This window comes from Bacillota bacterium, from assembly GCA_030019365.1.
Taxonomy (GTDB): Bacteria; Bacillota; Sulfobacillia; order JACIYH01; family JACIYH01; genus JACIYH01.
Genome location: JASEFA010000011.1, coordinates 1 through 23382 on the forward strand (window position 1 = coordinate 1; position 23382 = coordinate 23382).

Genomic DNA, 23382 nt, shown 5'->3' on the forward strand with positions numbered 1-23382 from the left:
CACGCCGCCAGCGTTCGTCCTGAGCCAGGATCAAACTCTCCGTGAATCATGGATCTCGCCGCGCCGGGCCGTCTGACGACGTACCGGCGGTTAGCGAGCACCTTTCGTGGGCGGGGCACGTCGCTCAGCGAACTTTGCCCCGCCCCGGAGGTCGATCCACGCCCATTGCTGGGCCGCAAAGCCATCTCACAAGGCTCGCACGCTGTTCGGTTTTCAAGGACCGGTCGCGGGGCTGTCGGCCCCACGCAGTTCGTTAAGATAGCACCGGACGACGTCGCTGTCAAGTACCCCTCGCCGAACCCGAACCTCGTCGATTGCGCGTCTCGCCGATTGCCGCGGGATTGAACCCACGATCGACCGGCGTACCCCTGGTCGATTGCTCGTCGAGGCGTTGCATGAGCCGCCCGGCCGGCGGCCTCGGGGACCAATCGCTGGCCTCCACGGCCGCCCGTGAAAAGGGAGTGCCGGGCACTCCCTCGTCAGTCGATAGTGGTAGCCCCAAGGGGATTCGAACCCCTGCCACCGCCGTGAGAGGGCGGCGTCCTAGGCCTCTAGACGATGGGGCCACGCGCTCTTTGCTGTCAAGGACCAGACCTCATTATAGCACGCCTCCACCGCGTCTGCAACCGCAAGCGGCAAATGCAGATCGCCGCAGGCGCGGATCGCGTATGTGCGGCGCGGATCGGCACCGGACAGGGCGACCCGGGAATAGATTGTAGGCGACCGGGAGGTGCAGTCATGCCTCAAGACCTGCAGCGCATACTGACCTTGCTGAATGGAGACCTGGCCTGGGAGTACGCGGCTCTGGTCCAGTACGTCCAGCATGCCAGCATGCTCACCGGACCGCAATACGTGGCGGTCATAAAGGAGCTGCTGCAACACGCCCAGCAGGAGCACGAGCACGCCGTGATCCTCAGCGACCTGATCCAGTATCTGGGCGGCATACCCACAGTCGAGGTTTCCCAGAGACAAACGTCCCTGGACAACGTGGAAATGCTGCGCCAGGACCTGCAACTCGAGTACGATGCCCTCAGCAGGTATCTGCAGCGGATCAAACAACTGGAGGATCTGGGCCTTTACGACTCGGCCCAGAAGATCAGGAACATCGCCGTGGTGGAGCAAGAACACGCCATCGATCTCGAGAAGGCTCTCGGCATCCGCAAGGGGTGAGGGCGGGTGCGTCGCCGGCTCATGCGGGCCACCCGCTCAGAGGACACTCATGTCGTTCATGGCTGCCACCAGGCGCCGGTCCACATCCGCCCAGTTGACGACGTTCCACCAGGCCGCGACGTAATCACCCCGGCGGTTCTGATAGTCCAGGTAGTAGGCGTGTTCCCAGACGTCGGTCACCAGCACGGGAATGCCGCCCCACTGGGTGAGGTCCTGATGCTTTTCCGCCGTCAGGATCTCCAGCCGACGCCAGTAAGGCTGCCACACGAGGATCGCCCATCCCGAGCCTTCGGCCTGTTCGGCTGCCGCCGTGAACTGGGCGCGGAAGGCGAGGAAGTTCCCGAAGGCCCGGTTGATTTCCGCGGCCAGCAGCCCCTCCGGCCTGCCTCCGCCGCGCGGACTCATGTTGGTCCAGTAGACGCTGTGCAGGATATGGCCTGACCCGTGAAATGCCAGTTCCCGCTCCCAGTGCTTGACGAGGCTGAAGTCGCCGGACTCACGGGCCGCCACCAGGGCCAGTTCCGCCCGATTCAGCCCTCTTACATAACTGAGGTGATGGCGGTCATGGTGAATACGGAGCGTGGTGGCGCTGATATACGGCTCCAGGGCATCGTAGGAGTAGGGCAGCGGTGGAAGCACATGTCCTCCCGGCGGCACAGGCTGCGGCTGGCCAACCCACTTTGTTCCCCCTTCGTGCACAGGGTGCACCTCCCTCTCCCAGTATTACGTTAACATTGGGCGGAACGTGCCGGCCGCACCGTGGACCTGCAGATCCAGCGGCGGCCACGGACAGCCCTGCCTGACCGCCCGGGGACGCACAGGCGTCCGCACGCGGGCGTAGCGCCGGGCGCATCGGTGGCGCCCGCCGCACGCGGACGCCCGCGCTGACGCGCGACTGGTTGTGGGGACCTGATGAGCGTGGTATAATGATCTGCGGTCGCAACACAATCGAACCAAGACGTTCTTGTGTTGGGGGATCGGCTAACCGGTAGGCCAGATGACTCTGGATCATCCAGCGGAGGTTCGAATCCTCCTCCCCCAGCCAAACTTTTCTGTGTGGAAGACTGAGCATAAATCCTCTGCTCCGCCACGCCCGCGAGGGCCATGTGCGGCTGTTCGTCCCGGTTTACATTGCGCTGGCCCGCGCGGTGCGCGGCCAACTGGTCACTGCGGATGAGCGGCTGGCCAACGCGCTCGCCTCACTAAGCCCGTAACCCTCCACCAGGCGCCCTCCGGTGAGTTCCTCAAAGCGGGCCTGCACCTCACCCGGCAGGGACGCAGAACCGGAGCCCGGGTAAAACCGCAGCCAGGGCTTGGGGGCTTCGACTGACATGTCTGGCACCTCCCGGCCTCTCGTGCTGTACCCAGTTCGCCGCCGGCCAGAAAATTCCTTCCCGTCCGCATGTTCTGTTACCGTGACGCCCTGGCCCCGGCCGACAACAGCCACCGCGCGCCGGGCCGGCAACGACCGCCCTATGCCCGGCCGGAGCAGCCAAGGAGGCGGATCTTCTCGCGCACCACGGCAGCCACTTCGTCCCGGGCCCGGGCGAGATACGGGCGGGGATCCACCCCCGCCGGGTCTTCCGCCATGGCCTGCGCCAGCCCGTGCTTGAACGCCACATTGAGGGAGGTGGCGAAGTTGACCTTGCAGATGCCTGCCCGGATGCCATCTCGCAGGCTGTCGTCCGCCACCCCCGAGCTCCCATGGAGCACAAGGGGCACTCCCGTTACCCGGCGGATCGCTTCCACGCGATCCACGTCCAGCACCGCCTGCTGTCGCGTCATCTGGTGGACACTGCCCACGGCCACGGCCAGCGCATCGATGCCCGTCTCCCGTACGAATCGAGCGGCTTCGTCGGGATCGGTCATCAGGGCGCGTACTGCCTCCTCCGTCACGCCCACCCGCGGCACGCGGCCGAGCTCGCCTTCCGCCGACACTCCCGCCGCCCGGGCCCAGTCCACCACCTGTCGCGTCAGCCGCATGTTCTCCTCGAGCGGCAAAGCCGACCCGTCGAACATCACCGAGGTGAACCCGGCCCTGATGCACTCCCGCACCAGGTCAAGGTCGCGGCCATGGTCGAGATGTAGCACCACCGGGACGGGAGCCTCCCGTGCCGCCACCTTCACCATTTCGGTAATGTGCGCCAGCCCGGCGTGACGGATAGCACCCTGACTGGCCTGAACTATCACCGGAGACCGCTCGGCCACGGCGGCCGAGACGATGGCCTGCACGTACTCCAGGTTATTGGCGTTGAATGCCCCCACGGCGTAACCCTGCGCGGCAGCCGGTCGGAGCACTTCCCGTAGTGTCACCAGCGGCACAACCGTTACCCCCTTCTCTCCCCGTCCACCCGCATCGCCGCTCTCACGGCAGCATGCACAGTCACTCCGGACAATGCCTCCTGGTCATTCCAGGCGATCTCCGATCAAAGCCACCGGAGGACATCGGCGACACTGTCCACTACCAGATCCGGGTGTGTCGCCCCAGGGCCAACAGCCGCAGCGGATTTGCCGGTCCGCACCAGGATGGCGAACGCGCCCACCGCCCGGGCTCCGGCCACATCGCTGGCCGGGTCATCCCCCACCACCGCCACTTCATCGGGTGCCAGCCCCAGGTCCTCCAGGCACATGGCGAAGAAATCCCGTGCCGGCTTCCCGAGTACCCTGGCCTGTTTCCCCGAGGCGTATTCCAGAGCGGCCACCAGCGCTCCGGTATCCAGGTTGGTCCCGTCCGGTGCGAAGAAGTATCGCCCCTTCTGGAGCGCCACCAGATCGGCGCCGCCCAGCAACTGCCGGAAGGCCTCGTTGAGCATGCGGTAATCGACCTGAGGGCAGTAGCCCACCAGGACGCGGTCAACCTGTCGCCCGCCAGAGGCATACTCCTGGAGGTCCTGCCCGGCAGAAGCACCCGCGGGGCGGCCAGCCTGCTGCCCGGCAAAGGCACGCGGGCGGAGGAAGTCCTCCAGGTCAGGTCCCACCAGGCAGTGCCAGCACCGGTCGGGTTCAGCCTGCATGAGACGCAGCGCCACCAGCGGAGGGTTGATCACCTCGCCGCTGCGGACGTCCAGCCCCAACCCGAGCAGATGGGCACGGACGCTCTCCGGAGGGCGGGAATCGATGTTGGTGGCAAAGCGAAGCAGCAGGCCGCGACGGCGAAATTCGGTAAGGGCGACCTCAGCCCCGGGGATCAGCCTCCCCCGAAAGGTCAGCGTCCCGTCAACGTCCAGCAGCAATGCCTTCCACCGCAAGTAGCCCACCCCCGGCCTGGAGGAAATCAACCCTATGTCGCTCAACTGACGTCGTCTTTTTCGGCCTTGCCTCCCGTGCTATAATGGCTGATGACGCGGGCCTTCGCCCTCGGCCTTCGCAGCGCGGAGGGGTGACGGAGCGGTTTATCGTGGCGGTCTTGAAAACCGTTGCGGGACTTAGCACCCGCCGTGGGTTCGAATCCCACCCCCTCCGCCAGGTCCGAGCCTAGTTCACGTCGCCCAGATACACAGGTCCCCCTTTACGGGTTTGGGGAATCAGTTCCTTCAACACGGCCGGGTACAGCCGGTATTGTCCCAGTTCATCCAGGTCAAGCCACACCACAGAGACCTGGTTCGCATCCGGGTTGCTACCGAGGGCGGGGGCGGCTTCCCCGGCCAGCGCGCACGAAAACATGAGTTCAACCTGGTGTACGTCACCGTCGTACTCGGCGAACTCGTGGTTCCGTCCGATGTACTCACGCACGTACAGCAGGTCTCCCACGTGTACCGTCACCCCGATTTCCTCCATGCACTCCCTCTGCAATGCCGAGACCATGGTTTCCCCGGGGTGCTGGCCTCCTCCCGGCAGGAGGTAGTAGTCCCCCCACGGGTCCCTGTTCCGCGTGACCAGGAGCTGTCGGTCCCGGATGATGACGGCCCTCACCGACACCCTGACCGCACTCACCGCCATCCCCCCTGGGGCCTCAAGGGAACACACCCGGGACACCTTCGGCACCGAAACGCGCTTTCCCTGCGCGGCGCCACGTGACGCGCACGTGCGCCCGTGCCCCGTGCGCACGGTGGTCACGAGACGGCGTACCGGGCAGTCGCTGCCGGGTGCTGTGTCGCGTGTCGCGTGCCCGACAGGCGCGTCGCGTGCCCGACAGGGGGGTGTGCCCGACGCTTGCCTGATAACGGTCCGTCTGCTAGAATTGGTGGCGTGCGGAGGGGTACTCAAGCTGGTTGAAGAGGCGAGTTTGCTAAACTCGTAGTGGGGCGCAAGCTCCAGCGCGGGTTCGAATCCCGCCCCCTCCGCCAGCCGACCAAGGTACAGCGCCAACAGCTTCGCGGAGGGATTATGTTCTAGTCGCCCACACTTGCTATTCCCGTTTCCAGACCAGCCCAGCCCGGACGGTTCGCCAGCAAAGGCCCTGGAGAAGAGCCTACTGGTATAGATCGATCAGGCCACTGCCCAGTCTTGCGAGAGAGCCTCGGCCTGCTCCAGCACGGTGCGGAGAGCACGGGGGTCCGGGGGACGGAGGGAGCCAGAAGCCCGCCGGCAGGCGCCGAGACGGGGGGAATGAGCGTTGCTCGGGGCGAAGATGGCACGGTGGACCCTGGCATGCGTGGTAGGACTGGCCCTGGTTGCCGGGGCGGCGACCCCGTGCCTGGCCGCCGACCGACCGCCCACCCGGGAATGCTGGCAGCTTATGTCCCGGGCAGCTGAACTCGAGAGGCAGGGTCGCTGGGAGGAATGCATCCCGCTCTGGCGGCAAATCGTCGCCATCGAAGCCCCGTACGGGGACGATACCGCCCTGCTGCGCCTGGGGACATTCTGGCAGAAGATAGCCCGCACATGCGACCGGCTGGGGCGGTACCCCGACGCCGTGGACGCGTATGAGCAGGAAGTGCGGGCGTGGCGGCAACTCGCCGGGGTCAGGCCCGAGGTAACGGCGGAGTGGTACCGGTACGACCTGGCCCGCATCGAGGGCATCCGCACCGAGTTCGAAGTCTACCGGGAGGTGCCCGCCCCGGCGCCGGACGGCAGCGGGGGCACTGGCGGACTCGCGAAATACGAACCTGCCGCCGGCTGCTACCTGGGGGGTTGCTTCGAGCTTGACCCTGCCGTCGAAGGCGACCCGTCGCGTGCGGCGGCGGCGTACGGCAGGCCGCACGCGGCTTTCCTCGTCTACGTGGACTGGGGCGACCCCATCCCCGAGCAGGTCCTGTCGCGGGCGGCCATAAACGACGTCGCCCTGCAGGTTGCCCTCCAGCCCCAGCAGGGGCTGGACGCAGTAGGCGAAGGACCTTACCTGGAGGGCCTGCTACGGCGTCTGTCGGCGTTCGGGAGGCCGGTTTTCCTGCGCTTCGGCGCCGAGATGAACGGCAACTGGACGCTGTGGTCGGGAGACGCCCAACTCTACATAGAAAAGTTCCGGCTGGTGGCGAAGGCAGCCCGGCGGCTGGCGCCCAACGTGGCCATGGTTTGGGCTCCCAACCATGCCCCCGAGGAGAACATCGAGGCGTACTACCCCGGTGACGAGTGCGTCGACTGGGTGGGCGTAAACTTCTACTGCGACTACTACATGTCCGGCGACCCGGGCCAGGATCGCTTTGCCCAGCACCTCTACCACCAGGGGAAACTGGCTTCGCCTCTGGAGAAGCTGGACTACGTGTACGCGCTGTACTCGGATAAGAAGCCCATCATGGTGTGTGAGTTTGGGATCGCGCACCGTTCGGTCACCACCGGCGAGGACGTCACGGACTGGGCGCTCCGCCAGCTGGGCATGACCTACGGGTACCTGCCCCTGCGCTTTCCCCGGGTGAAGGCAGCCTTCTACTTTTCAGTGGATCAGGCCAGTCCGTCCTACCGCCCGGCCAACCGGTGGTCGAACTACTGCCTTTCTGCAAACCGCGAGTTGCAGGACCGCTATCGGGAATTGACCCGTAGCCCCTACTTCCTGAGCCGGGTGGGGGAGTCGTCCCCGCTGGCCCACCGGCCCCTTGAAGAAGCGGGCCTGATCCCGGGGCCGAACCGGCTGCTCGCTTACGCCAGGATGGCTTACCCGTTCGCCGGGCGTGTCGAGTGGCTGTGGGACGGGGTCAAAGTGGTGGAGTCGGATCAGGCTCCCTTTGTCGCGAACCTCGAGGTCCCGGTGGCTGATGGTCGGGTCCACTACCTGCTGGTCCGCGCAACTTCTGCGGACGGCCGCCAGGTCCAAGAGGTCCTCTACGCCGTGGATCCCTGCGGCCGTGTGGTCAGACAGGGCACAACGGTGCCGCCGCGCGCAGTGTTCCCCGACCTCGGGGGCCACTGGTCCCGCGCCTATGTGGAAAGGCTGGCCTCGCTAGGGGTTGTGGGCGGCTTCCCCGATGGCAGCTTCCGGCCGGACGCCCCCGTCACCCGCGCTCAGTTCCTTAAGATGCTGTGGCGGGCCCTGGGCCTGGAAGCCGCCCTGCGGGAACGCCGCGAGGTGCACGCACACCTGCAGCGGGTGCTGGGGACGCAGGCCGCCCCCGCCGTTGCCGGCGTCCCGGAAGGACACTGGATCGGGGAAATCGCAGCTTCCGCCGTGGAGGCCGGCGTCCTGGACCTGTCACTCTATCCGCGTGGCTTCACGCCCGATGAGGAGATCCCGCGCTGGGAGATGGCGGTGCTGGCCGCCCGTGCCCTCGGCCTGCAACCGGGGCAGGGCGACGCGGCCGCGCGCGCATCAACTCCCGCGCGTTCGGGTGAGACTGCGGGTCAACCTCCCACCACCGCAGGCGGCTTCGCCGACGAAGCCGACATTCCGGCGGTGGCCCGGGCCTCTGCGGCCGCGGTGAAGGCGGCGGGGATCATGACCGGCGATCCCGCGGGAAGGTTCCTGCCCCTGAACGGGGCCAGACGCGGTGAAGCGGCCAAGGTGATCGTGACCGCCCTGGAGGCCAGGGCCCGATCCTCCGGGGCGAACACCCAGGCGCCGCCGAAGGCGCCCCCCTCCATTTGCGGTGGAGCGAGGTAGGTTAACATCGGGGTCGCGCGTCACCTCGTTGACTGCCAGCGCCACTCTCATATCGCAATGCCCCCCGCAAAACGTCCAACACCAACGCGCTCGCCCCCTTCCGCCAGTGCAGCTACCGGGGTGGCTGCCACGCCGGGTGGGGCGGGCCGACCTAAAAGTGCTTCCAGCCGCGGGCACCCAGGGGGACCCGGCGGCCGTCGGCCAGCACCAGGATGCGGCCGGCCGCGGCGGGCAGGATTTCGCCCACCACCGACACCGGAGTGCCCGTCGCCTCCCGCACGGCGACACGGATCGCGTCTACGGCGTCGGCGGGCGCGCTGAAGAGAAGCTCGTAATCCTCACCCCCGGTCAGGGCCCATTCCAGGGAGTCCCTGCGCGCAGCCTGCGCCACCCGTCGGGTGGCCTCGTCGATGGGAAGGACATCGCCCCGCACCAGGGCCCCCACCCCGCTGGCATCACAGATGTGGCCCAGGTCGGCGGCCAGTCCATCGCTTACGTCGATCATGGCGGTGGCGCACCCGGTGGCCGCAATAGCCGCCGCCTCGCCCAGGCGGGGCGTGGGGGTCTGGTGGGCCGCCAGCACACTCTCCCTGTCGGCCTCGTCCACCTGCAGGGAAGGATCGACCAGCAGGGCAAGGCCCGCCGCCGAGGCCCCTACGCGACCGGTAACCAGGATGCGATCACCGGGCCGGGCACCGTTGCGCCGTATGAGGTGCCGAGGATCGACCTCGCCCAGGAGGGTGAGGTCGATCGTCAGGCAGGACGAGCGGCTGACGTTACCGCCCACCACGTCCGCCTCGTAGCGACCTGCTTCCTCGCCTATGCCGTCGTACATGGCCTCCACGAAGGAAACGGGGATGTCGGGCGGGAGGGCCAGCGACACCAGGAAGTGCGCGGGACGCCCCCCCACGGCCGCGATATCACTCAGGTTGATGGCGGCCACCTTGCGGCCCAGCCGGTAGGGGTCGCAGGCGCCGGGCAGGAAATGGACCCCCGCCACCTGAACGTCACAGGTGGCGAGCAGGTAGCGGTCTGGGGTCATGGCCAGGACGGCCACATCGTCTCCGATTCCCACCACCACGTCGGCACGGGCGGGACCCAGGCGGGCCGCCAGCCGCTCTATGAGGGGAAACTCCCCCACCTCTGCCACCGTCAGGTCAGGCGCCATGCTCCACCCCCGACAGCTTGCGGTCGGGCGACGCGGTGCGCCGGGCCGGGCGAGCACCCGCAGCCGCCCCCCGTCACGTGCCACGCGCGCGCCCGGTCAGGCGAGCACCACCACGCGGGCACCGTCCTCCAGTTGCTCGGGCGTCAGGTGGTAGAGAGCGTCGAAGAGGCCCTCCTTGAACGAGGCCGGCCCCCGCGCCTCCCGGGCGGCCAGCTCCGCCGCCAGGCCAAAGCAGGTCAGGCCGCCGGCCGCGGCCACCAGAGGATCGGGTTCCACGGCGGCGAAGGCCGCCACCATGGTGGTGGACATGCACCCCGTGCCCACCACGGTGGTCAGCCACGGATGGCCGTTGTCCACCCCCAGGGCGCGTTCCCGGTCTGCGATGATATCCCGTTTTCCCGTGATGGCCACCACCGCTCCCCACCTGCGAGCGGAGTTCTGCGCCACGCCCACCGGGTCCTCCACGCCTTCGATGCTTTCCACGCCCCTCACCACCCCGCCCGCGCCCGAGAGGCTCCCGATCTCCCCGGCATTGCCCCGCACGATGGCCGCCCTGACCTCCCGCAGGAGGCGCAGGTTGGTCTTCGTCCGGTACGGCGTGGCGCCGGCTCCCACCGGGTCGAGCACCACGGGAACACCCCGTTCGTTGGCGCGGCGCCCGGCCAGGATCATGGCCTCCACCCACTCCGGCTCCAGCGTACCGGGGTTGAGTACAAGGGCGCCGGCCAGGTTGACCATGTCGGCCGCTTCTTCCCGAGCGTGGGCCATCACCGGAAGCGCCCCCACCAGGAGGGTCACGTTGGCCGTGTCGCTCATCACCACCAGGTTGGTTATGTGGTGCACCAGCGGCTTCTCCGCCCGGATGCGCGCCAGCGCCTCGCCAAATCGCCTCCCCAGATCCCCCTCGTTCATCGTGCGTGTACCCCCTATCGCTTTCGTTGCGCTGTCGCCACCAGCGCGCTTCATTCCGGCCCTGGGTACCGCCGGCACCCCCGGTGTGCGGCGACACCCGGTGATGGGGCGACACCCGCCGGCGTGGCGCCGGCACGTGCGTCCCCGGCGATGGTCCGCAACTGCCGTGCCGCCGCGGTGACGTCCGGGGCGCTCATGAGGGCGGAGACCACGGCTATCCCCGCCACCCCGCAGGCCATCACTTCGGCGGCGTTGCCCGCGTTGATGCCCCCGATGGCCACCACCGGGATGCTCACCGCCTGCGCCAGCCGTCGCAAGCCCTCCAGCCCCAGGGGCGGGCCGGTGTCCGTCTTCGAGGGGGTGGCGAACACCGCGTTGCAGCCCACGTAGTCGGCCCCGTCGCCCTGGGCCCGGCGGGCCTCGGCCTCACTGGCCGCCGTCACCCCCAGGATGCGGTCGGGCCCGATGAGGCCCCGCGCCAGGGCAGCGGGCATGTCCTCCTGGCCCACGTGGACGCCGTCCGCGTCGGCCGCCAGGGCCACGTCGACGCGGTCGTTGACGATGAAGGTCACCCCCGCCTCCCCGGTGATCTCCCTCAGGGTGCGGGCCAGGGCCACGTATTCCCGCGTGGAGATGTCCTTCTCCCGCAACTGCACCGTGGTAACCCCGCCGGCTATGGCCGCCCGCACGATCTCCTCCAGTGGCCGCCCGCCGCTCTGGCGGCGGTCGGTAACCAGGTAGAGGGTCAGGTCGAACCGCTTCCCCGCTGTCACGAACGTCGCTCCTCCCCGCCGGCGGAGCGGCGGCTCTCCAGGACCTTGGTGAGCACCAGGTGGGCCAGGGCGGCCACGATGAAGGAGGGTAAAGAGGCGCCCACGCCCGGTAACCGCGCCACCATGAGACGGTAGGCGGCAAACCCGAGGCCCCAGGCCACCAGGGCCGGCACGTTGACGCCATACCGGTACCAGTATGCACCCCGGGCCCGGTAGAACTCGGTGAGGTCGTATTGCCGCCGCAGCAGGAAGTAGTCGGCCGCCAGCACGCCGAAGAGGGGCACGAAGAAGGAACCGATCAGGAACAGGAATCCCTCGTAGGCGGCCGTGGGGACCCCGGTGGAAATCCACCAGGCCACCAGGAAGCACACGCCGCCCGTGGCAACGGCCAGCACCCACTGCGGCACCCGGCTCAGCACGTTCTGTGCCGACACCGCCGTGGAGTAGATGTTGGCGAAAGCATTGTCGGTCTCGTCCACGAGGATAAGCAGAAGGGCCATCCAGCCCCCTGCCAGGCTGAGGATGGCGGGGATGAGGTCCCCGGTCCCGAGGGCGAGCACGAAGAGGGCCCCCAGGGCGTAGAACCACACGTTGGCGACGAAGTAGCCCGTGTAGGTGCCCCAGAAGGCGCGGCGGTCGTCCCGGGCGAAGCGGTTGTAGTCCGCCACCAGGGGCATCCACGACACCGGCATGGCCACCACCAGATCCACCGCCGCCCAGAAGGTGAGGCCTCCCGCACCGGGCTGCGCAAAAATGGCACCCAGGTCATGATGGGTGAAGAGGTACACGGTGAGGTAAATGGTGCTCAGGTATACGAGCCACACCGCGAACTTCTCAATCCACTGGCGCACCACGGCCAGCGGACCGCTGACGGCCAGGGCGGTGCAAAGGGCGGCGAAGAACAGCCCCCACCCGAGGAAGCCCGACGCCCCGACAAACTGTCTGGCGATGCCGTGGGCCGCCTGGGCCATGATGAAGATCTCGAAGGCACCCCAGCCCACCAGTTGCAGCACGTTCAGCAGCGTGGGCAGGTACGATCCCCGCACGCCCAGGGAAGGCCGGAAAAGCACCATGGTGGGCACCCCCGTGCGGCTCCCCACCAGTCCCACCAGTGCGAGGAGGGCATTGCCGATCAGGGTACCGACCACGATGGCCAGCAGCGCCGGCCCCATGCCCAGGGCTGGCACGAGCAGGGTGCCGGCCAGGAGGACGAGCAGACCCACCCCCAGGCTGGACCACAGGGCGAAGTAGTCCAGGAAGCCCAGCAGCCGGTGCTCCACGGGCACCGGCTCGATGCCCCACTGCGGCGGTGCCTGGATGCGCGGCCGCCTGCTCTGAATCTCCGCTTCCTGTGTTCCCACAGTTCAGTCACCTCCCGCCTACCACATAACCCCTGTTCCGGGGTCGCCTTCCGTCTCTGGCGAGCGGCTGCTCCCGGGTAGCCGCCTGCCGCCTTCCGGCCGGCACCTGTTCCTAACAGGCAGGGCCACCCGACCGGGGTGGCCCTTGCGCATGTCGCAGGTCCTGTTCCCTACGCTGGCATTACCCAGGTCAGGTTGTACGGGTCGAGGGCGTTCCAGCCCTCCTCTCAGCCCGGTCCCGTCGAGCTCCCCGCAAGACGCCGTATTCACTTGCCTACATTGTATTGCATCCCCGCCTCCTGTCAACACCTCGCACCCTTTGCCCACCTCGCACCCTTTGTCCGTCACCCACCTGCCTACCCCAACCGAGGGGCCTGCCCGGTAGTGTCCACGCGCTGGTGCTAACCCGTGCTCTCAACAGTGCCCGCTGCTTCGGAATGAAAGGTACCCGTACCAGCGTACCAGCGATGGGCGTACCAGCGATGGTTGACGCGAGGCAGGATGCGGTGATAGCATGGCGCGGGGACGGTGAACCCTAATGGATGCAGACCGACCAGCATTAGCGAACCGCATCGAGGCCGGGCTCGCGGGAGGTGGGGCCGGGCGCTGATCCGCCCGGCCGGTGAGGTCGTGACGGCGCCCTCCCGCAGGAGGGCGTTTTCTGTTGCGGCCTCGCGATCCGGCCGGTCGGAGGAGGTGGGCCCAGTGCTACGCGCATATCGTCAGATCCAGCAAGTGGCGCATCCCGTAGAAGACTTCACCCAGCCCGGAACCTGGATACACCTGGTTGCCCCCACCCATGAAGAGATCGCCGCCGTGGCGGCGGCCACCGGGCTCCCCACCGACTTCCTGCGGGCAGCCCTGGACGAGGACGAACGGCCCCGCCAGGAGGCGGAAGGGGAGGAGGCACTGGTAATTATCCGTATCCCGGTGGCCCGATCCCCCCTCCAGCACACGACTATCCCTCTGGGCATCGCGGTAAGCCAGGGCTTTCTGGTAACGGTGTGCCTGGAAAAGACACCGGTGATAGACGGCCTGGTAGCACAGGGGAAGGTGCACCCGACCAAGAAGACCAGGCTCCTGCTGCAACTCATGTACCACACGGCCAGGCTGTACCTGGACTACCTCGACCGCCTGGACCGCAAGGCCACGGACCTGGAAACCGCCCTCCGCCGCTCCATGCGTAACGAGGAGATGTTCCACCTCATGGAGATACAGAAGAGCCTGGTCTTCCTTACCACCGCCCTGCGCGCCAACCAGATTGTGATGGAGAAGCTGCTCCGCTCCCGGCTGCGCCCCGCCCGCGAGGGGGAGAACGGGGGATTGCCCCTGCGGCTCTACCCGGACGACGAGGATCTCCTGGAGGACGCCATTACCGAGAACCAGCAGGCGCTGTCCGCCGCGGAAGTGCACTCGAGCATCCTGAGCGGCACCATGGACGCCTTCGCTTCGATCATATCCAACAACCTCAACATCGTCATGAAGTTCCTCACCGCGGTAACCATCATCCTCGCCATCCCCACCGTGATCGGTACCTTTTACGGGATGAACGTGCCCCTGCCCCTGCAGCAGAGCCCCTTCGGTTTCGGGGTGATCGCAGGCGCATCCGCGCTGGCCGGTGGTGCGGCCGCGTTCCTGCTGTGGCGCCGGGGGATGCTCTGAGACACCGGTGGCGTCCCTCGCGGGGAGGAACCCGTCCCGGAGGCGGGGAATAAGCCCGGGCGGTGGTGTTCGATGTACTTTACGACACACGGCCTGGTGGGAGCGGCGGTGGGAGCCAGCACGGGGTCGCCGGCCGCCGCAGTATCAGCGGGGCTGCTCTCCCACATTGTCCTGGACGTGATACCGCATCATGACGCCTCGGGTCCCCGGGGGACGCTGGTCGACATCGCCGTGGGTGTGGCTGGCCCTGCTCTCCCTGGTGACCGGGTAGGCGAGGTCTGAGCCATCTCTCTGGAGGGGAGGCTGTGGGCATGTTTGAGGTCAGGGAGGTACCGGCAACTGCGATCGACGAGGTCAACCGGATGTGCCTGCCGCACGGCGTCAAGGATGGGCCGGCCCTGGAGGCGGTGCTGCGGGAGAGTGCGGCCGCCCACGCGCGGGCGGCGGCAATGGGGGCCAGGGTCTTCGCGGCCTTCCTGGCGGGAAAGGCGGTGGGGCGCATTGAGGTGATGCCCGTCGAGGCCGCCCCGCTGCCCCTGGAGGGAGAGGACCTGTGGGTCATCCGCTGCCTGTGGGTGCTGCCCCCAGGAGAGGGAAAGGGCATCGGGAAGGCGCTGGTGGGTCACGCCCTGGATGCGGCCGGGGGATCGGCTGGCGTGGCCTCCCTCACCTTCCCGGACTGGATACCGGTCTCGTTCTTCGAGAAGCACGGTTTCACGAACGCAGAGACGCGCGGCGACCACATCCTCCTGCTCAGGGCCAACCGCCCTGCCGCGCGCGTATCCCTGGTGCCCGTGAAGAAGGCCCACCAGGGCAACGATGCATCCGTGCATGTGGAAGCGGTTCTTTCGGCACGCTGCCCCTGGCTGATGCTCACCTACCGGCGCATGCTCGAAATCGCCCGGGAAATGTCACCCCGGGTGGTGACGGCCGAGCGCGTTATTACCAAACGCGCCGACGCCCTCGCCTTCGGAGAAGAGAATATCTACATCGACGGCCAACCCCTCGAGGGGGCACCCAGCTCCGACGCCTTCCGCCAGCAATTGCAGCAGCACCTTCAGGCCAAAGGGCTTCTCTGACGGGGCGGGTCCCCGGCCTCAGCGTTCCCGGGCGGCCGCTTCGCGGCCGCGGCCTCGCGCACGGGCTCCAGGACGTCGGGCCTGCCCTGTGCCAGCCAGTACCGGGTGTGGAGCTCCGCGCACTCCCGCTCCAGCCCCGGGTCCGGGCAGGCGACCACCTGCATACCGTCGCGGTGCCTGCGCATGTACGGATTGGCGTGGAGAAGGTCGGCGGCGCCCGCGCGGCGGTCCGGTGCCGCCCAGACCAGCCCTCGCAGGTGCAGCATGACCACCATGCCCAGGCACATGGGGCAGGGTTCTAGCGTGCTGTAGAGCGTCCAGTCCGAGCGCGCTTCCGGGGCCAGGCGGGATATGGCGCGGCGCAGGGCCACCACTTCGGCGTGGGCGGTGGGATCGCGCCTGCGCACCATCTGGTTACGGCCGCGGGCGACGATCCTCCCCGAACTGTTCACGATGACGGAGCCCACCGGGATCTCGCCCTCGGCCCATGCCTTGTGGGCCTCGCGTAACGCCGCGGCCAGGAACCTGTGGTGATCCAGCAGCTCTTCGCCCCCCAAGAGGGGCGTTCGCCTCTGACACCTTCCTTCCCTGCTCGTTACCGGTTCTCCAATCGGGGACGGCCCGGGCGCCGCTGGCGCGCAACCCTGAGGCAGGTGCGGCCGGCCCGTTCACTCAAGGAGTCTGATGCTACCGATGTTGATAATGCGGCCTCCCGTCCTGCGCTCGATCATGACCCTGGCCGCCGCCTGGCTCATGAAGAACAGGCCCCTCAGGTTGACCCCGAGCACCCGGTCCCACTCCTCCTCGGTAACGGCTTCCGCGGGGTCAACCGTGGCGGTACCGGCGTTGTTCACCAGGATGTCCAGCCGACCAAAGGTGGCGACGGCCTGTGCCACTGCGTTCCGGCACTGCTCCGGCCGGGAAACGTCGCAGGGTACGTAGACAGCACGCCCTCCCGATTCCCGTATCTGCCGGGCCGGCCAGATCCGTCCCTAGTATTCCCGCGGGGGATCAGGCGAGCCAGCCGGGGACGGGGAGGCCCAGGCGCTGCAGGGCGGCAGGACGGGGACGGCCGGTGTCAACATCCCAGCCCCGCAGCGCGTAATATGTGCGGCACGCCCCGCTCAAGGCCCTCTCATCGATGCCAGGATGACCACCGGCGGCGTCCTCGGTGAAGCGGGCGGGCAGGCGGTCAGCGCCGGGATCCAGGCCCTCGCAGCAGTTGAACAGGCGGGCCTGGACGTTGGCCCTCTCGCCCGCCTGCATCAGCTCGTACAGGCTGGTTTCCCACCCGGTGGCGTAGCGCACCGAGTCCACTACCATGCCCACCGGGAGCAGGCTGCGGGGCGCCACACAGAAGAAGCAGATCCCCAGGGACTTCAGGGTGTCCCACCAGACTTCCAGGGTGGCAAAGTGCCGCACTTTGGCGGGACTCAGGTCGCGGGCATCCACGGGATCGAGCAGGCCGAAGGGCGCGATCCGGTCGAGGGCGTAGGCGCCCCGCTTGAGGAACATGGTGTCGTGGGCCGCCACCATGTGGTCGGCCCCGTGGGCGGCCAGGGTGTACCCCAGCCCCACGCTCACCTTCCCCCGGGGGTCGTGCATGGCCGCCTCCAGACCCTTCACCTCCACGGCCAGGGGCAGGGCCGGCCCCCCGATCTTCTCCGCCAGACGCCTGGCCCCCTCGGCCAGGTCCGTCCCGAAGCCTTCCCGGCGGGCAATGAGGGGCACCAGCGCGCGGGCGGGAACTCGCCCGAAGCGCAAGTCCATCCCGCCCGTGTCCCGAGCGGTGATCAGCCCCCGCTCAAAGCACTCGGCGGCCAGGGCCAGGGTGACCCCCGTGGAGATGGTGTCCAGGCCCAGGTCGTTGCACAGGCGGTTCACTTCCAGGATGGAGCCGAGGTCGTCGCTGCCCAGGTTGGACCCGAAGGCGGCGATGGTCTCGTACTCGGGCCCTCCCGCCTCCTGGCCGTCCAGACGCACCGTGCGCTTGCATCGCACCGGGCAGGCATAGCAGCCCCACCTGCCGACCACGAACCGCTTTTCGTAAGCCTCCCCCGAGAGCGCCTCCCACCCCTCGAAGCTGCCCACCGAAAAGTTGCGGGTGGGCAGCATCCCCGTGGCGTTGAGACCACCCAGCAGCCCGGCGGTGCCCAGGTCGTGCAGGGCCCGGCTGAGGGGGTTGTCCCGGTAGTGGTCGCGGAACCAGCGGGCGATGCCCAGGACCCCCTCGCGGTCGGCCAGATCCGGCCGGCCCGTCCCGCGCACGGCGACCGCCTTCAGGCGCTTGGAACCCATCACCGCCCCCAGGCCGCACCGCCCGGCCGCGTTCCGCCCCTCGTGCATGACACAGGCGTAGCGCACCAGGTTCTCCCCCGCCGGGCCCACGGACGCGACCCGCACCCGCGCATCCCCCAACTCCTCGCGGATGGCCCGCTCGGTGGCGAAGGTGCCCAGACCCCACAGGTGCGAGGCGTCGCGGATCTCGGCCTGCCCGTCATGCACGAAAAGGTACACGGGCCGATCAGAGGCACCCGTCACCACCACCGCCTCGAACCCGGCGAACTTCAACTCCGGGGCCAGGAATCCCCCCGCCTCCGCCTCCCCGTATCCCCCCGTAAGGGGCGACTTGGCCGCCACCGTGAAGCGCGAGTAACCCGGGATGGGCAGCCCGCTCACCACGCTCCCCGCCAGCACCAGCACGTTCTCCGGCCCCAGGGGATCGGCCCCGGCAGGCACCTCCTCCAGCAGGTAGTGACCTGCAAATCCCTTTCCGCCCAGGAGCATCCGGTAGAACTTCTCGCCCGGCTCCTCTTCTGCCACTTTTGCTCCGCTGAGATCCACCCGCAGTACCCTGCCCGCATAGCCTGCCGGCACCGGTTTCACACCTCCCGGTTATTCGTCACCGGGTGATTCGCCACGCACCCGCTCCCGTCCCTGCCCGGCCCGCGGCACTGGCCGTGGTCACGATGCCCGCGCCATAATTGGCGAGAACGCGCTTCGCTCGCTGGGAGCGTGACTGCACAAGCGCACTAACCGCCGTTCCCCACGTCGGGGCACCTCCCCGTGCGGGGCGGCTTCGCTACAGGGTGAGTACCCCCCCCGGGGAGGCCAGCGTCTCGACGATCTCATACATGTTGGTGACCCGGCCCACCACCAGCTTCTCGCGCAACCCGAAGTAGTCGAGGCAGGTGCCGCACGACAGGATCTGGGTTCCCCTGTCCTGCAACTGGCGCAACTCATCCAACACGGGGCTTCCTTCGGTGGTCAGGTGGACTCCGGCGTTGACGAAGATCAGGGCGTCCGGCGGAGAGGGCAGCTGGGCCAGGGTGTACAGAAAGCTGCGCATCAGGACGGAGCCCAGTTCATCGGAGCCCCGCCCCAGGCGGTCCGTTCCCATCAGAATGACCTGCACACCACCGACGCCTGTCCCGCCGCCACCGACGGCCGTCTCGTCGGCGGGCCGGGCCACGGAGGGCTGCCCGGTGCCGGGCTGCCCTGCGAGAGCAGCCGCATCGGAGATGACGTGGCTTTCGGACTGCTTCACGGCGGGAGGCGTGATGGTGAGGCGCCAGCTGCCCCCCTCCTGCACTACCTCCACCTCGTATCCCTGGCTGCGGGCGAAACGGGTGACGTTCTCCCGGGCCGCCTCGTTGTCCACTATGGACACCACCGGACCCCCGGACTCCTTCACGGCTTTGCGCGTGTTGATCACCGGCTGGGGGCAGGGTAGCCCCCGATTATCTACCACTCGCAAACGACCATCCCTCCCGTTCGGTTGCTCCTCGAGCAGCTTACGCTGGCTCCCCCTTCAAAACGAGAATGGGCGGGCGACGCCGGGCTAGCACGGCCCCGTGGGCTTCTTCCACAACAATCACGGGCATCACACTCCCGACCCGTCAGGCAAGGATTGCCAGCAAGGCGTCGCGCCGGGGGACGGCCTCCCCAATGACCCTGCCCGGGACACCGCGCTCACCGAGGCGCGCCAGGGCGAGTTCCACCTGGTCCCCGGGCACGGCCGCCAGCAGTCCGCCGGAGGTCTGGGGGTCGCACAGGATGAGGAGGTCGGTGTCGTCGACGCCCCCGGCCGCGAGGCGCCCCTTCACCCAGTCCCGGTTGCGGTAAGCACCCCCCGGGAACATCCCCATGGCCCCCAACTCCCGGGCCCCCTCCAGGACGGGAATAGCCTCCGCCCGCAACACCAGGGTGACGCCGCTCGCCTCTGCCATCTCGGCGGCGTGGCCCAGCAGGCCGAACCCGGTCACGTCGGTGCAGGCATTCACCCTGACGTCCCGCAGGGCATGGCAGGCGGCCGCGTTCAGGGTACGCATGAGGTCGACGGCAGCCGCCATCGCATCCGGCGGAGCCATGTCCACCTTGGCCGCGGTGTTGATGACCCCCGTGCCCAGGGGTTTGGTGAGGATGAGGACGTCGCCCGGGCGGGCGGTGGAGTTGCGCCACAGTCCCTCCGGATGCACGAGTCCCACCGCCGCCAGGCCGTATTTGGGCTCGTCATCCTCCAGGGTGTGGCCCCCGGCCAGGATGGCACCCGCTTCGGCCACCTTGTCGGACCCGCCCCTCAAGATCTCGCCCAGCACCTCGACGGGGAGGCAGGTGGGGAATCCCACCAGGTTGAGACATAAGAGGGGCCTCCCCCCCATGGCGTACACGTCGGAGAGGGCGTTGGCGGCAGCGATTTGCCCGAAGGTGTAGGGGTCATCCACCACGGGGGTGAAGAAATCCACCGTGACGATGAGGGCCGTCTCCTCGTCCAGCAGGTACACGGCGGCATCGTCACCCGTATGGGGCCCCACCAGGAGGCGGGCGTCTTGCGGAATGGGCAGTTGTCGCAGCACGTGCGACAGGGTCTCCGGACCCACCTTGGCCGCTCAGCCTGCCGCCTTGGTCATCTGCGTGAGCCGGTGCACCTCGAGCACCCCCTCCCTAGCGAGCGCGGGTCAGTCCGCCGGCAATGGCGCCCACCGCGCTCACGATGTAGGCCACCTCTTCGGGGGTGTTGGAGTAGCCCAGGCTGATGCGCACGGTCCCCTGGGGGTAGGTGCCCACCGTGCGGTGGGCCCAGGGGCCACACTGCAGCCCCGCCCTCACCATCACCCCGAATTCGGTGTCAAGAGTTTCGGCCACCAGGGCCGGATCAAGCACCCCGCCGCGACCGGGGGCGAGCACGTTGAAGGAGACGACCGCCACCTGCGCCTCCGGGTCCCGGGGGCCGTATACCTCCACCCCCGGGATGGCCTCCAGACCACGGAGCAGCTGCCGGGTGAGCTCCGCCTCATGCTGGCGGATACGATCGATGCCAACCCCCGCCACGTAGTGCGCAGCCGCCCCCAGCCCGGCCAGCCCCACCCCGTTGAGGGTGCCGCTCTCATACAGGTCGGGCAGGACCGGAGGCTGCTCCTCCAGGTGGGAGAAGCTGCCCGTGCCCCCGCGCACGAGGGGCCGGGGCGTGAGCCCTTCTCTTATGTAGAGGCCCCCCGTCCCCTGGGGACCGAGCAATCCCTTGTGCCCGGTGAACGCCACCACGTCGAGGTCCATGGCGGTGACATCCAGGGGCAGGCAGCCCGCAGTCTGGGCCGCATCCACCAGGATGAGGGCGCCGTGCTCGTGGGCCAGGCGGGCGGCCTCGGCCACCGGCAGAATAGTGCCGGTCACGTTGGAGCCGTGGGTCAGGACCACCAGGCAGGTGGGGTGCCGCGTGCCGCCCCGCCCGCTACCGGCCGGGGCCCGCCCGTGGGCAGCCTGCCGCAGAGCCCGGCGCAGGTCGTCCAGGTCGAGGTGGCCCTCGGGCGTGCAGCGCACGCGGGTCACTTGCACTCCACGCCCACTCAGCTCGTGGAGAGGACGAGCGACCGCGTTGTGCTCCATGCCGGAGGTCACCACGCGGTCGCCGGGTTCAAGTAGCCCGTGCAGGGCCAGGTTGATGCCCCAGGTGGCGTTGGGGCCGAAGACTATGCGGCTCTCATCGCGGGCGCCCAGGAGGCGAGCCACCACCTGCCGGGCGGCGAACACGGCCCGGGCGGACGCCACCGCCCGGCGGTGAGCCGACCGCCCCGGGTTGGCCCCCGCCTGTTCCAGGTACTCCACCATGGCACGGGCCACCGCCCGAGGTTTGGGCCACGAAGTGGCAGCGTGATCGGCGTACACCAGTCGCTGTCCCGCGGGCACCCGGCCCGCCCCGGGTGCCCTCATCCCGACCCACCCCCGGGCCCGCGCCCCGGCGGTCGGACGAGCCGCCGGTCCCCGGGCAGCTGCCGGGGGACCGGCCCTTCGGGGGACGCACGCGTGGGAAGTGGTAGCCCGGACGCCGGGCGCCTCGTGCCCCGGCCGGCCGGCGCCTCAACGGTGAACATGCCTGTGCACTCGAGACCGGCGCAGGTCGACAGTTCCGCTACCCTCTCACGGTAGCGCGGCGCAAAGGCCACGGCCATGCCGCAGGCATCCGAAATCCACCTCGGCGTGGGAATCAGGCTGTGAGGGATACCCTTCTCGCTCAAGATCCCATCCAGCCTGAGCGCCTGGTGGGTGCTGGGATAGACTGCGCACAGGCGCGTCCCGCCCTTGTCCGCGAGTGCTCGCTCCATGGCACCTCATTATATCACGCCCGCCGGCCGGTGGTCGAAACCCATGGGCCGCCGGCTCCGGCTCTACCCGCATATCCTACGCTACCGAAGGGAAAACGGATTCATCTTTTCAGTGGCTTCTGACCCAGGAGATGGCGCGTTCCAGGCGGCGCAGGGTTTCCTCCCGGCCGAGGAGGGCCATGATGTCGAAGAGGCCGGGCCCCACGGTACGGCCGGTGAGGGCCAGGCGGGTGGGGTGGATGATCTGGCCGGCACCGATGCCGCGCCCCTCCGCGAGGGAACGGTAGCAGTGCTCCACGGTGGCCGCATCCCAGCCGGGCAGGGCCCGCAGGCGCTCCACCGCCGTTTGCAGCAGGTCCGCCACACCCGGCCGGGCGAAGTGCTTGGCCACGCCCTTCTCGTCGTAAGTGAAGTCGTCCGTGAAGAAGTAGCGGGTGGCCTCGGGGACCTCGGCCAGGGTACGCACCCGCTCGCGCATGACCCCCATGATGCCTTCCAGCCAGCGCCGCGTGGCGGGGTCCGGTGGCACGCCGGCGGCGGAGGGGCGGGCCGGCAGGAGGGCGGCCTGGCGCCAGAAGGGCAGGGCCCAGTCCACCAGCAGGGAGGGAGAGGCCAGGCGCAGGTACTGGGCGTTCATCCAGGTGAGCTTCTCGTTGTCGTAGATCGCGGCACTCCTGGACACCCGCTCCAGGGAGAACTCGCGGATCATCTCGTCCCGGGAGATGATCTCCTGCCCGCCCTCGGGAGACCAGCCCAGGGTGGCCAGGTAATTCACCAGCGCCTCGGCAAGGTACCCGCGATCGCGGTACTCGTGCACCGCCGTGGCACCGTGACGTTTGCTCAGCTTGCTCCGGTCGGGGGCCAGGATCATGGGTACGTGGGCGAACTCGGGCAGGTCGTAGTCCAGGGCCCGGTAGAGGAGCACCTGCTTGGGCGTGTTGGAGAGGTGCTCTTCGGCGCGGATGACGTGCGTGATCTCCATGGTGGCGTCATCGACCACACAGGCGAAGTTGTAGGTGGGCATGCCGTCCGACTTCACCAGCACCCAATCGTCGAGCACGACGTGCTCGAAGGCCACGTCTCCCCGGACCAGGTCCCTCACCACGGTGACGCCCTCCAGGGGCATCTTGAGCCGCAGCACGGGCCGGCGGCCCTCCCGTGCGAGGGCCTCCTCCCGGGCGGGGGTGAGGTCGCGGCAGCGGCGGTCATAGCGGGGAGGAAGCGCCTGCGCCAGTGCTTCCTTCCGCCGTTGCTCCAGCTCTTCGGGGGTGCAGTAGCACCGGTAGGCGTGGCCGCTCTGGAGCAGGCGCTCGGCATGGGCGGCGTAAAGGTCCAGCCGCTGGGACTGAAAGTAGGGACCGAACGGCCCCCCCACCTCGGGGCCCTCGTCCCAGTCGAGCCCAAGCCAGCGGAATGCCTCCAGCATGGGCCGGACCAGCTCATCCCGCGACCTCTTGACGTCGGTATCCTCCATGCGCAGGACGAACTTTCCCCCGTAGTGCCGCGCGAAGAGCCAGTTGAAGAGGGCGGTACGCGCGCCCCCTATGTGCAGCTCTCCCGTGGGACTGGGAGCAAAACGCACCCTGACCAGTCCTGACACCCCCACTCACGACCTGCTCGGGCTTCGCGGCCGCACCAGGCCCCCCGGCGCCGCCGTGGACCGCGGCGTCGCGAGGCGGGCA

The 23382-nt window shown here is 68.6% G+C and carries 21 protein-coding genes, 4 tRNA genes and 1 riboswitch; of the genes, 8 read left to right on the forward strand and 17 right to left on the reverse strand.

Going from position 1 to position 23382, the window contains the following annotated elements:
• Positions 1-490: 490 nt before the first annotated feature.
• Positions 491-566, reverse strand: a tRNA-Glu gene (locus QME70_12150).
• A 172-nt stretch (positions 567-738) separates the two neighbouring features.
• Between QME70_12150 and QME70_12155 the strand changes: the two genes are divergently transcribed.
• A complete protein-coding gene (locus QME70_12155; GenBank protein MDI6895327.1) occupies positions 739-1170 on the forward strand; it encodes a ferritin-like domain-containing protein in 432 nt (143 codons plus the stop codon).
• Positions 1171-1206: 36 nt separating this feature from the next.
• Here the strand turns inward: QME70_12155 and QME70_12160 are convergent, their stop codons facing one another.
• On the reverse strand, positions 1207-1809 hold the full coding sequence (locus QME70_12160; GenBank protein ID MDI6895328.1) for a superoxide dismutase: 603 nt from the start codon (positions 1807-1809) through the stop codon (positions 1207-1209).
• A gap of 331 nt (positions 1810-2140) precedes the next feature.
• On the opposite strand from QME70_12160, the gene QME70_12165 reads away from it, so the two are divergent.
• A tRNA-Gln gene (locus QME70_12165) sits at positions 2141-2215 on the forward strand.
• Between the two features lie 81 nt (positions 2216-2296).
• Here the strand turns inward: QME70_12165 and QME70_12170 are convergent.
• From QME70_12170 to QME70_12180, 3 genes are all read right to left on the reverse strand, one after another.
• A complete protein-coding gene (locus QME70_12170; protein MDI6895329.1) occupies positions 2297-2503 on the reverse strand; it encodes a hypothetical protein in 207 nt (68 codons plus the stop codon).
• A 140-nt stretch (positions 2504-2643) separates the two neighbouring features.
• Positions 2644-3492: a class II fructose-bisphosphate aldolase gene (locus tag QME70_12175; protein ID MDI6895330.1), complete on the reverse strand. Its 849-nt coding sequence runs from the start codon at positions 3490-3492 to the stop codon at positions 2644-2646.
• 104 nt (positions 3493-3596) lie between these two features.
• Positions 3597-4418 (reverse strand): HAD hydrolase-like protein, encoded by an 822-nt coding sequence (locus QME70_12180; protein ID MDI6895331.1) that lies wholly within the window; start codon positions 4416-4418, stop codon positions 3597-3599.
• A 125-nt stretch (positions 4419-4543) separates the two neighbouring features.
• Here QME70_12180 and QME70_12185 point away from each other — a divergent pair.
• Positions 4544-4635 (forward strand) — tRNA-Ser (locus QME70_12185).
• A gap of 9 nt (positions 4636-4644) precedes the next feature.
• Here the strand turns inward: QME70_12185 and QME70_12190 are convergent.
• Positions 4645-5103, reverse strand: a complete 459-nt coding sequence (locus QME70_12190) for an NUDIX domain-containing protein (GenBank protein MDI6895332.1) — start codon at positions 5101-5103, stop codon at positions 4645-4647.
• Positions 5104-5362: 259 nt separating this feature from the next.
• Here QME70_12190 and QME70_12195 point away from each other — a divergent pair.
• Together QME70_12195 and QME70_12200 are read left to right on the forward strand one after the other, a co-directional pair.
• Positions 5363-5456, forward strand: a tRNA-Ser gene (locus tag QME70_12195).
• Positions 5457-5725: 269 nt separating this feature from the next.
• The gene (locus tag QME70_12200; GenBank protein ID MDI6895333.1) at positions 5726-8143 is read left to right on the forward strand and encodes an S-layer homology domain-containing protein; all 2418 of its coding nucleotides are present in this window, start codon (positions 5726-5728) and stop codon (positions 8141-8143) included.
• A 151-nt stretch (positions 8144-8294) separates the two neighbouring features.
• On the opposite strand, the gene thiL is transcribed toward QME70_12200, so the two are convergent.
• From thiL to cytX, 4 genes are all read right to left on the reverse strand, one after another.
• Complete coding sequence (thiL, locus tag QME70_12205) at positions 8295-9311, reverse strand: thiamine-phosphate kinase (protein ID MDI6895334.1); 1017 nt, start codon at positions 9309-9311, stop codon at positions 8295-8297.
• A 96-nt stretch (positions 9312-9407) separates the two neighbouring features.
• Entirely contained in the window at positions 9408-10223 is an 816-nt protein-coding gene (thiM, locus tag QME70_12210) for a hydroxyethylthiazole kinase (protein MDI6895335.1), read from the reverse strand.
• Between the two features lie 50 nt (positions 10224-10273).
• Positions 10274-10996 carry a thiamine phosphate synthase gene (gene thiE / locus QME70_12215; protein MDI6895336.1) on the reverse strand — a complete coding sequence of 241 codons (723 nt, stop codon included), beginning with the start codon at positions 10994-10996 and terminating at the stop codon, positions 10274-10276.
• The gene (gene cytX, locus QME70_12220) at positions 10993-12357 is read right to left on the reverse strand and encodes a putative hydroxymethylpyrimidine transporter CytX (GenBank protein ID MDI6895337.1); all 1365 of its coding nucleotides are present in this window, start codon (positions 12355-12357) and stop codon (positions 10993-10995) included. The genes thiE and cytX overlap by 4 nt, the downstream gene beginning before the upstream one ends.
• A 149-nt stretch (positions 12358-12506) precedes the next feature.
• A riboswitch (TPP riboswitch) is annotated at positions 12507-12620 on the reverse strand.
• 442 nt (positions 12621-13062) lie between these two features.
• On the opposite strand from cytX, the gene QME70_12225 reads away from it, so the two are divergent.
• The 3 genes from QME70_12225 (at position 13063) to QME70_12235 (ending at position 15098) form a co-directional block, all read left to right on the forward strand.
• Positions 13063-14019: a magnesium transporter CorA family protein gene (locus QME70_12225; GenBank protein MDI6895338.1), complete on the forward strand. Its 957-nt coding sequence runs from the start codon at positions 13063-13065 to the stop codon at positions 14017-14019.
• Between the two features lie 72 nt (positions 14020-14091).
• On the forward strand, positions 14092-14301 hold the full coding sequence (locus QME70_12230) for a hypothetical protein (GenBank protein MDI6895339.1): 210 nt from the start codon (positions 14092-14094) through the stop codon (positions 14299-14301).
• Positions 14302-14330: 29 nt separating this feature from the next.
• Positions 14331-15098 carry a GNAT family N-acetyltransferase gene (locus QME70_12235; protein MDI6895340.1) on the forward strand — a complete coding sequence of 256 codons (768 nt, stop codon included), beginning with the start codon at positions 14331-14333 and terminating at the stop codon, positions 15096-15098.
• Here QME70_12235 and QME70_12240 read toward each other — a convergent pair.
• From QME70_12240 to gltX, 7 genes are all read right to left on the reverse strand, one after another.
• The gene (locus QME70_12240; GenBank protein ID MDI6895341.1) at positions 15077-15655 is read right to left on the reverse strand and encodes a nucleoside deaminase; all 579 of its coding nucleotides are present in this window, start codon (positions 15653-15655) and stop codon (positions 15077-15079) included. The two genes, QME70_12235 and QME70_12240, sit on opposite strands and share 22 nt — an antisense overlap.
• A gap of 111 nt (positions 15656-15766) precedes the next feature.
• Positions 15767-16066: an SDR family NAD(P)-dependent oxidoreductase gene (locus QME70_12245; GenBank protein ID MDI6895342.1), complete on the reverse strand. Its 300-nt coding sequence runs from the start codon at positions 16064-16066 to the stop codon at positions 15767-15769.
• Positions 16067-16109: 43 nt separating this feature from the next.
• Complete coding sequence (locus QME70_12250) at positions 16110-17975, reverse strand: aldehyde ferredoxin oxidoreductase family protein (GenBank protein ID MDI6895343.1); 1866 nt, start codon at positions 17973-17975, stop codon at positions 16110-16112.
• Between the two features lie 205 nt (positions 17976-18180).
• The gene (gene yedF / locus QME70_12255) at positions 18181-18849 is read right to left on the reverse strand and encodes a sulfurtransferase-like selenium metabolism protein YedF (GenBank protein ID MDI6895344.1); all 669 of its coding nucleotides are present in this window, start codon (positions 18847-18849) and stop codon (positions 18181-18183) included.
• Positions 18850-18997: 148 nt separating this feature from the next.
• A complete protein-coding gene (gene selD, locus QME70_12260) occupies positions 18998-20008 on the reverse strand; it encodes a selenide, water dikinase SelD (protein ID MDI6895345.1) in 1011 nt (336 codons plus the stop codon).
• Positions 20009-20042: 34 nt separating this feature from the next.
• A complete protein-coding gene (locus QME70_12265) occupies positions 20043-21308 on the reverse strand; it encodes an aminotransferase class V-fold PLP-dependent enzyme (GenBank protein MDI6895346.1) in 1266 nt (421 codons plus the stop codon).
• A gap of 501 nt (positions 21309-21809) precedes the next feature.
• Entirely contained in the window at positions 21810-23300 is a 1491-nt protein-coding gene (gltX, locus tag QME70_12270; GenBank protein ID MDI6895347.1) for a glutamate--tRNA ligase, read from the reverse strand.
• Positions 23301-23382: the final 82 nt, after the last annotated feature.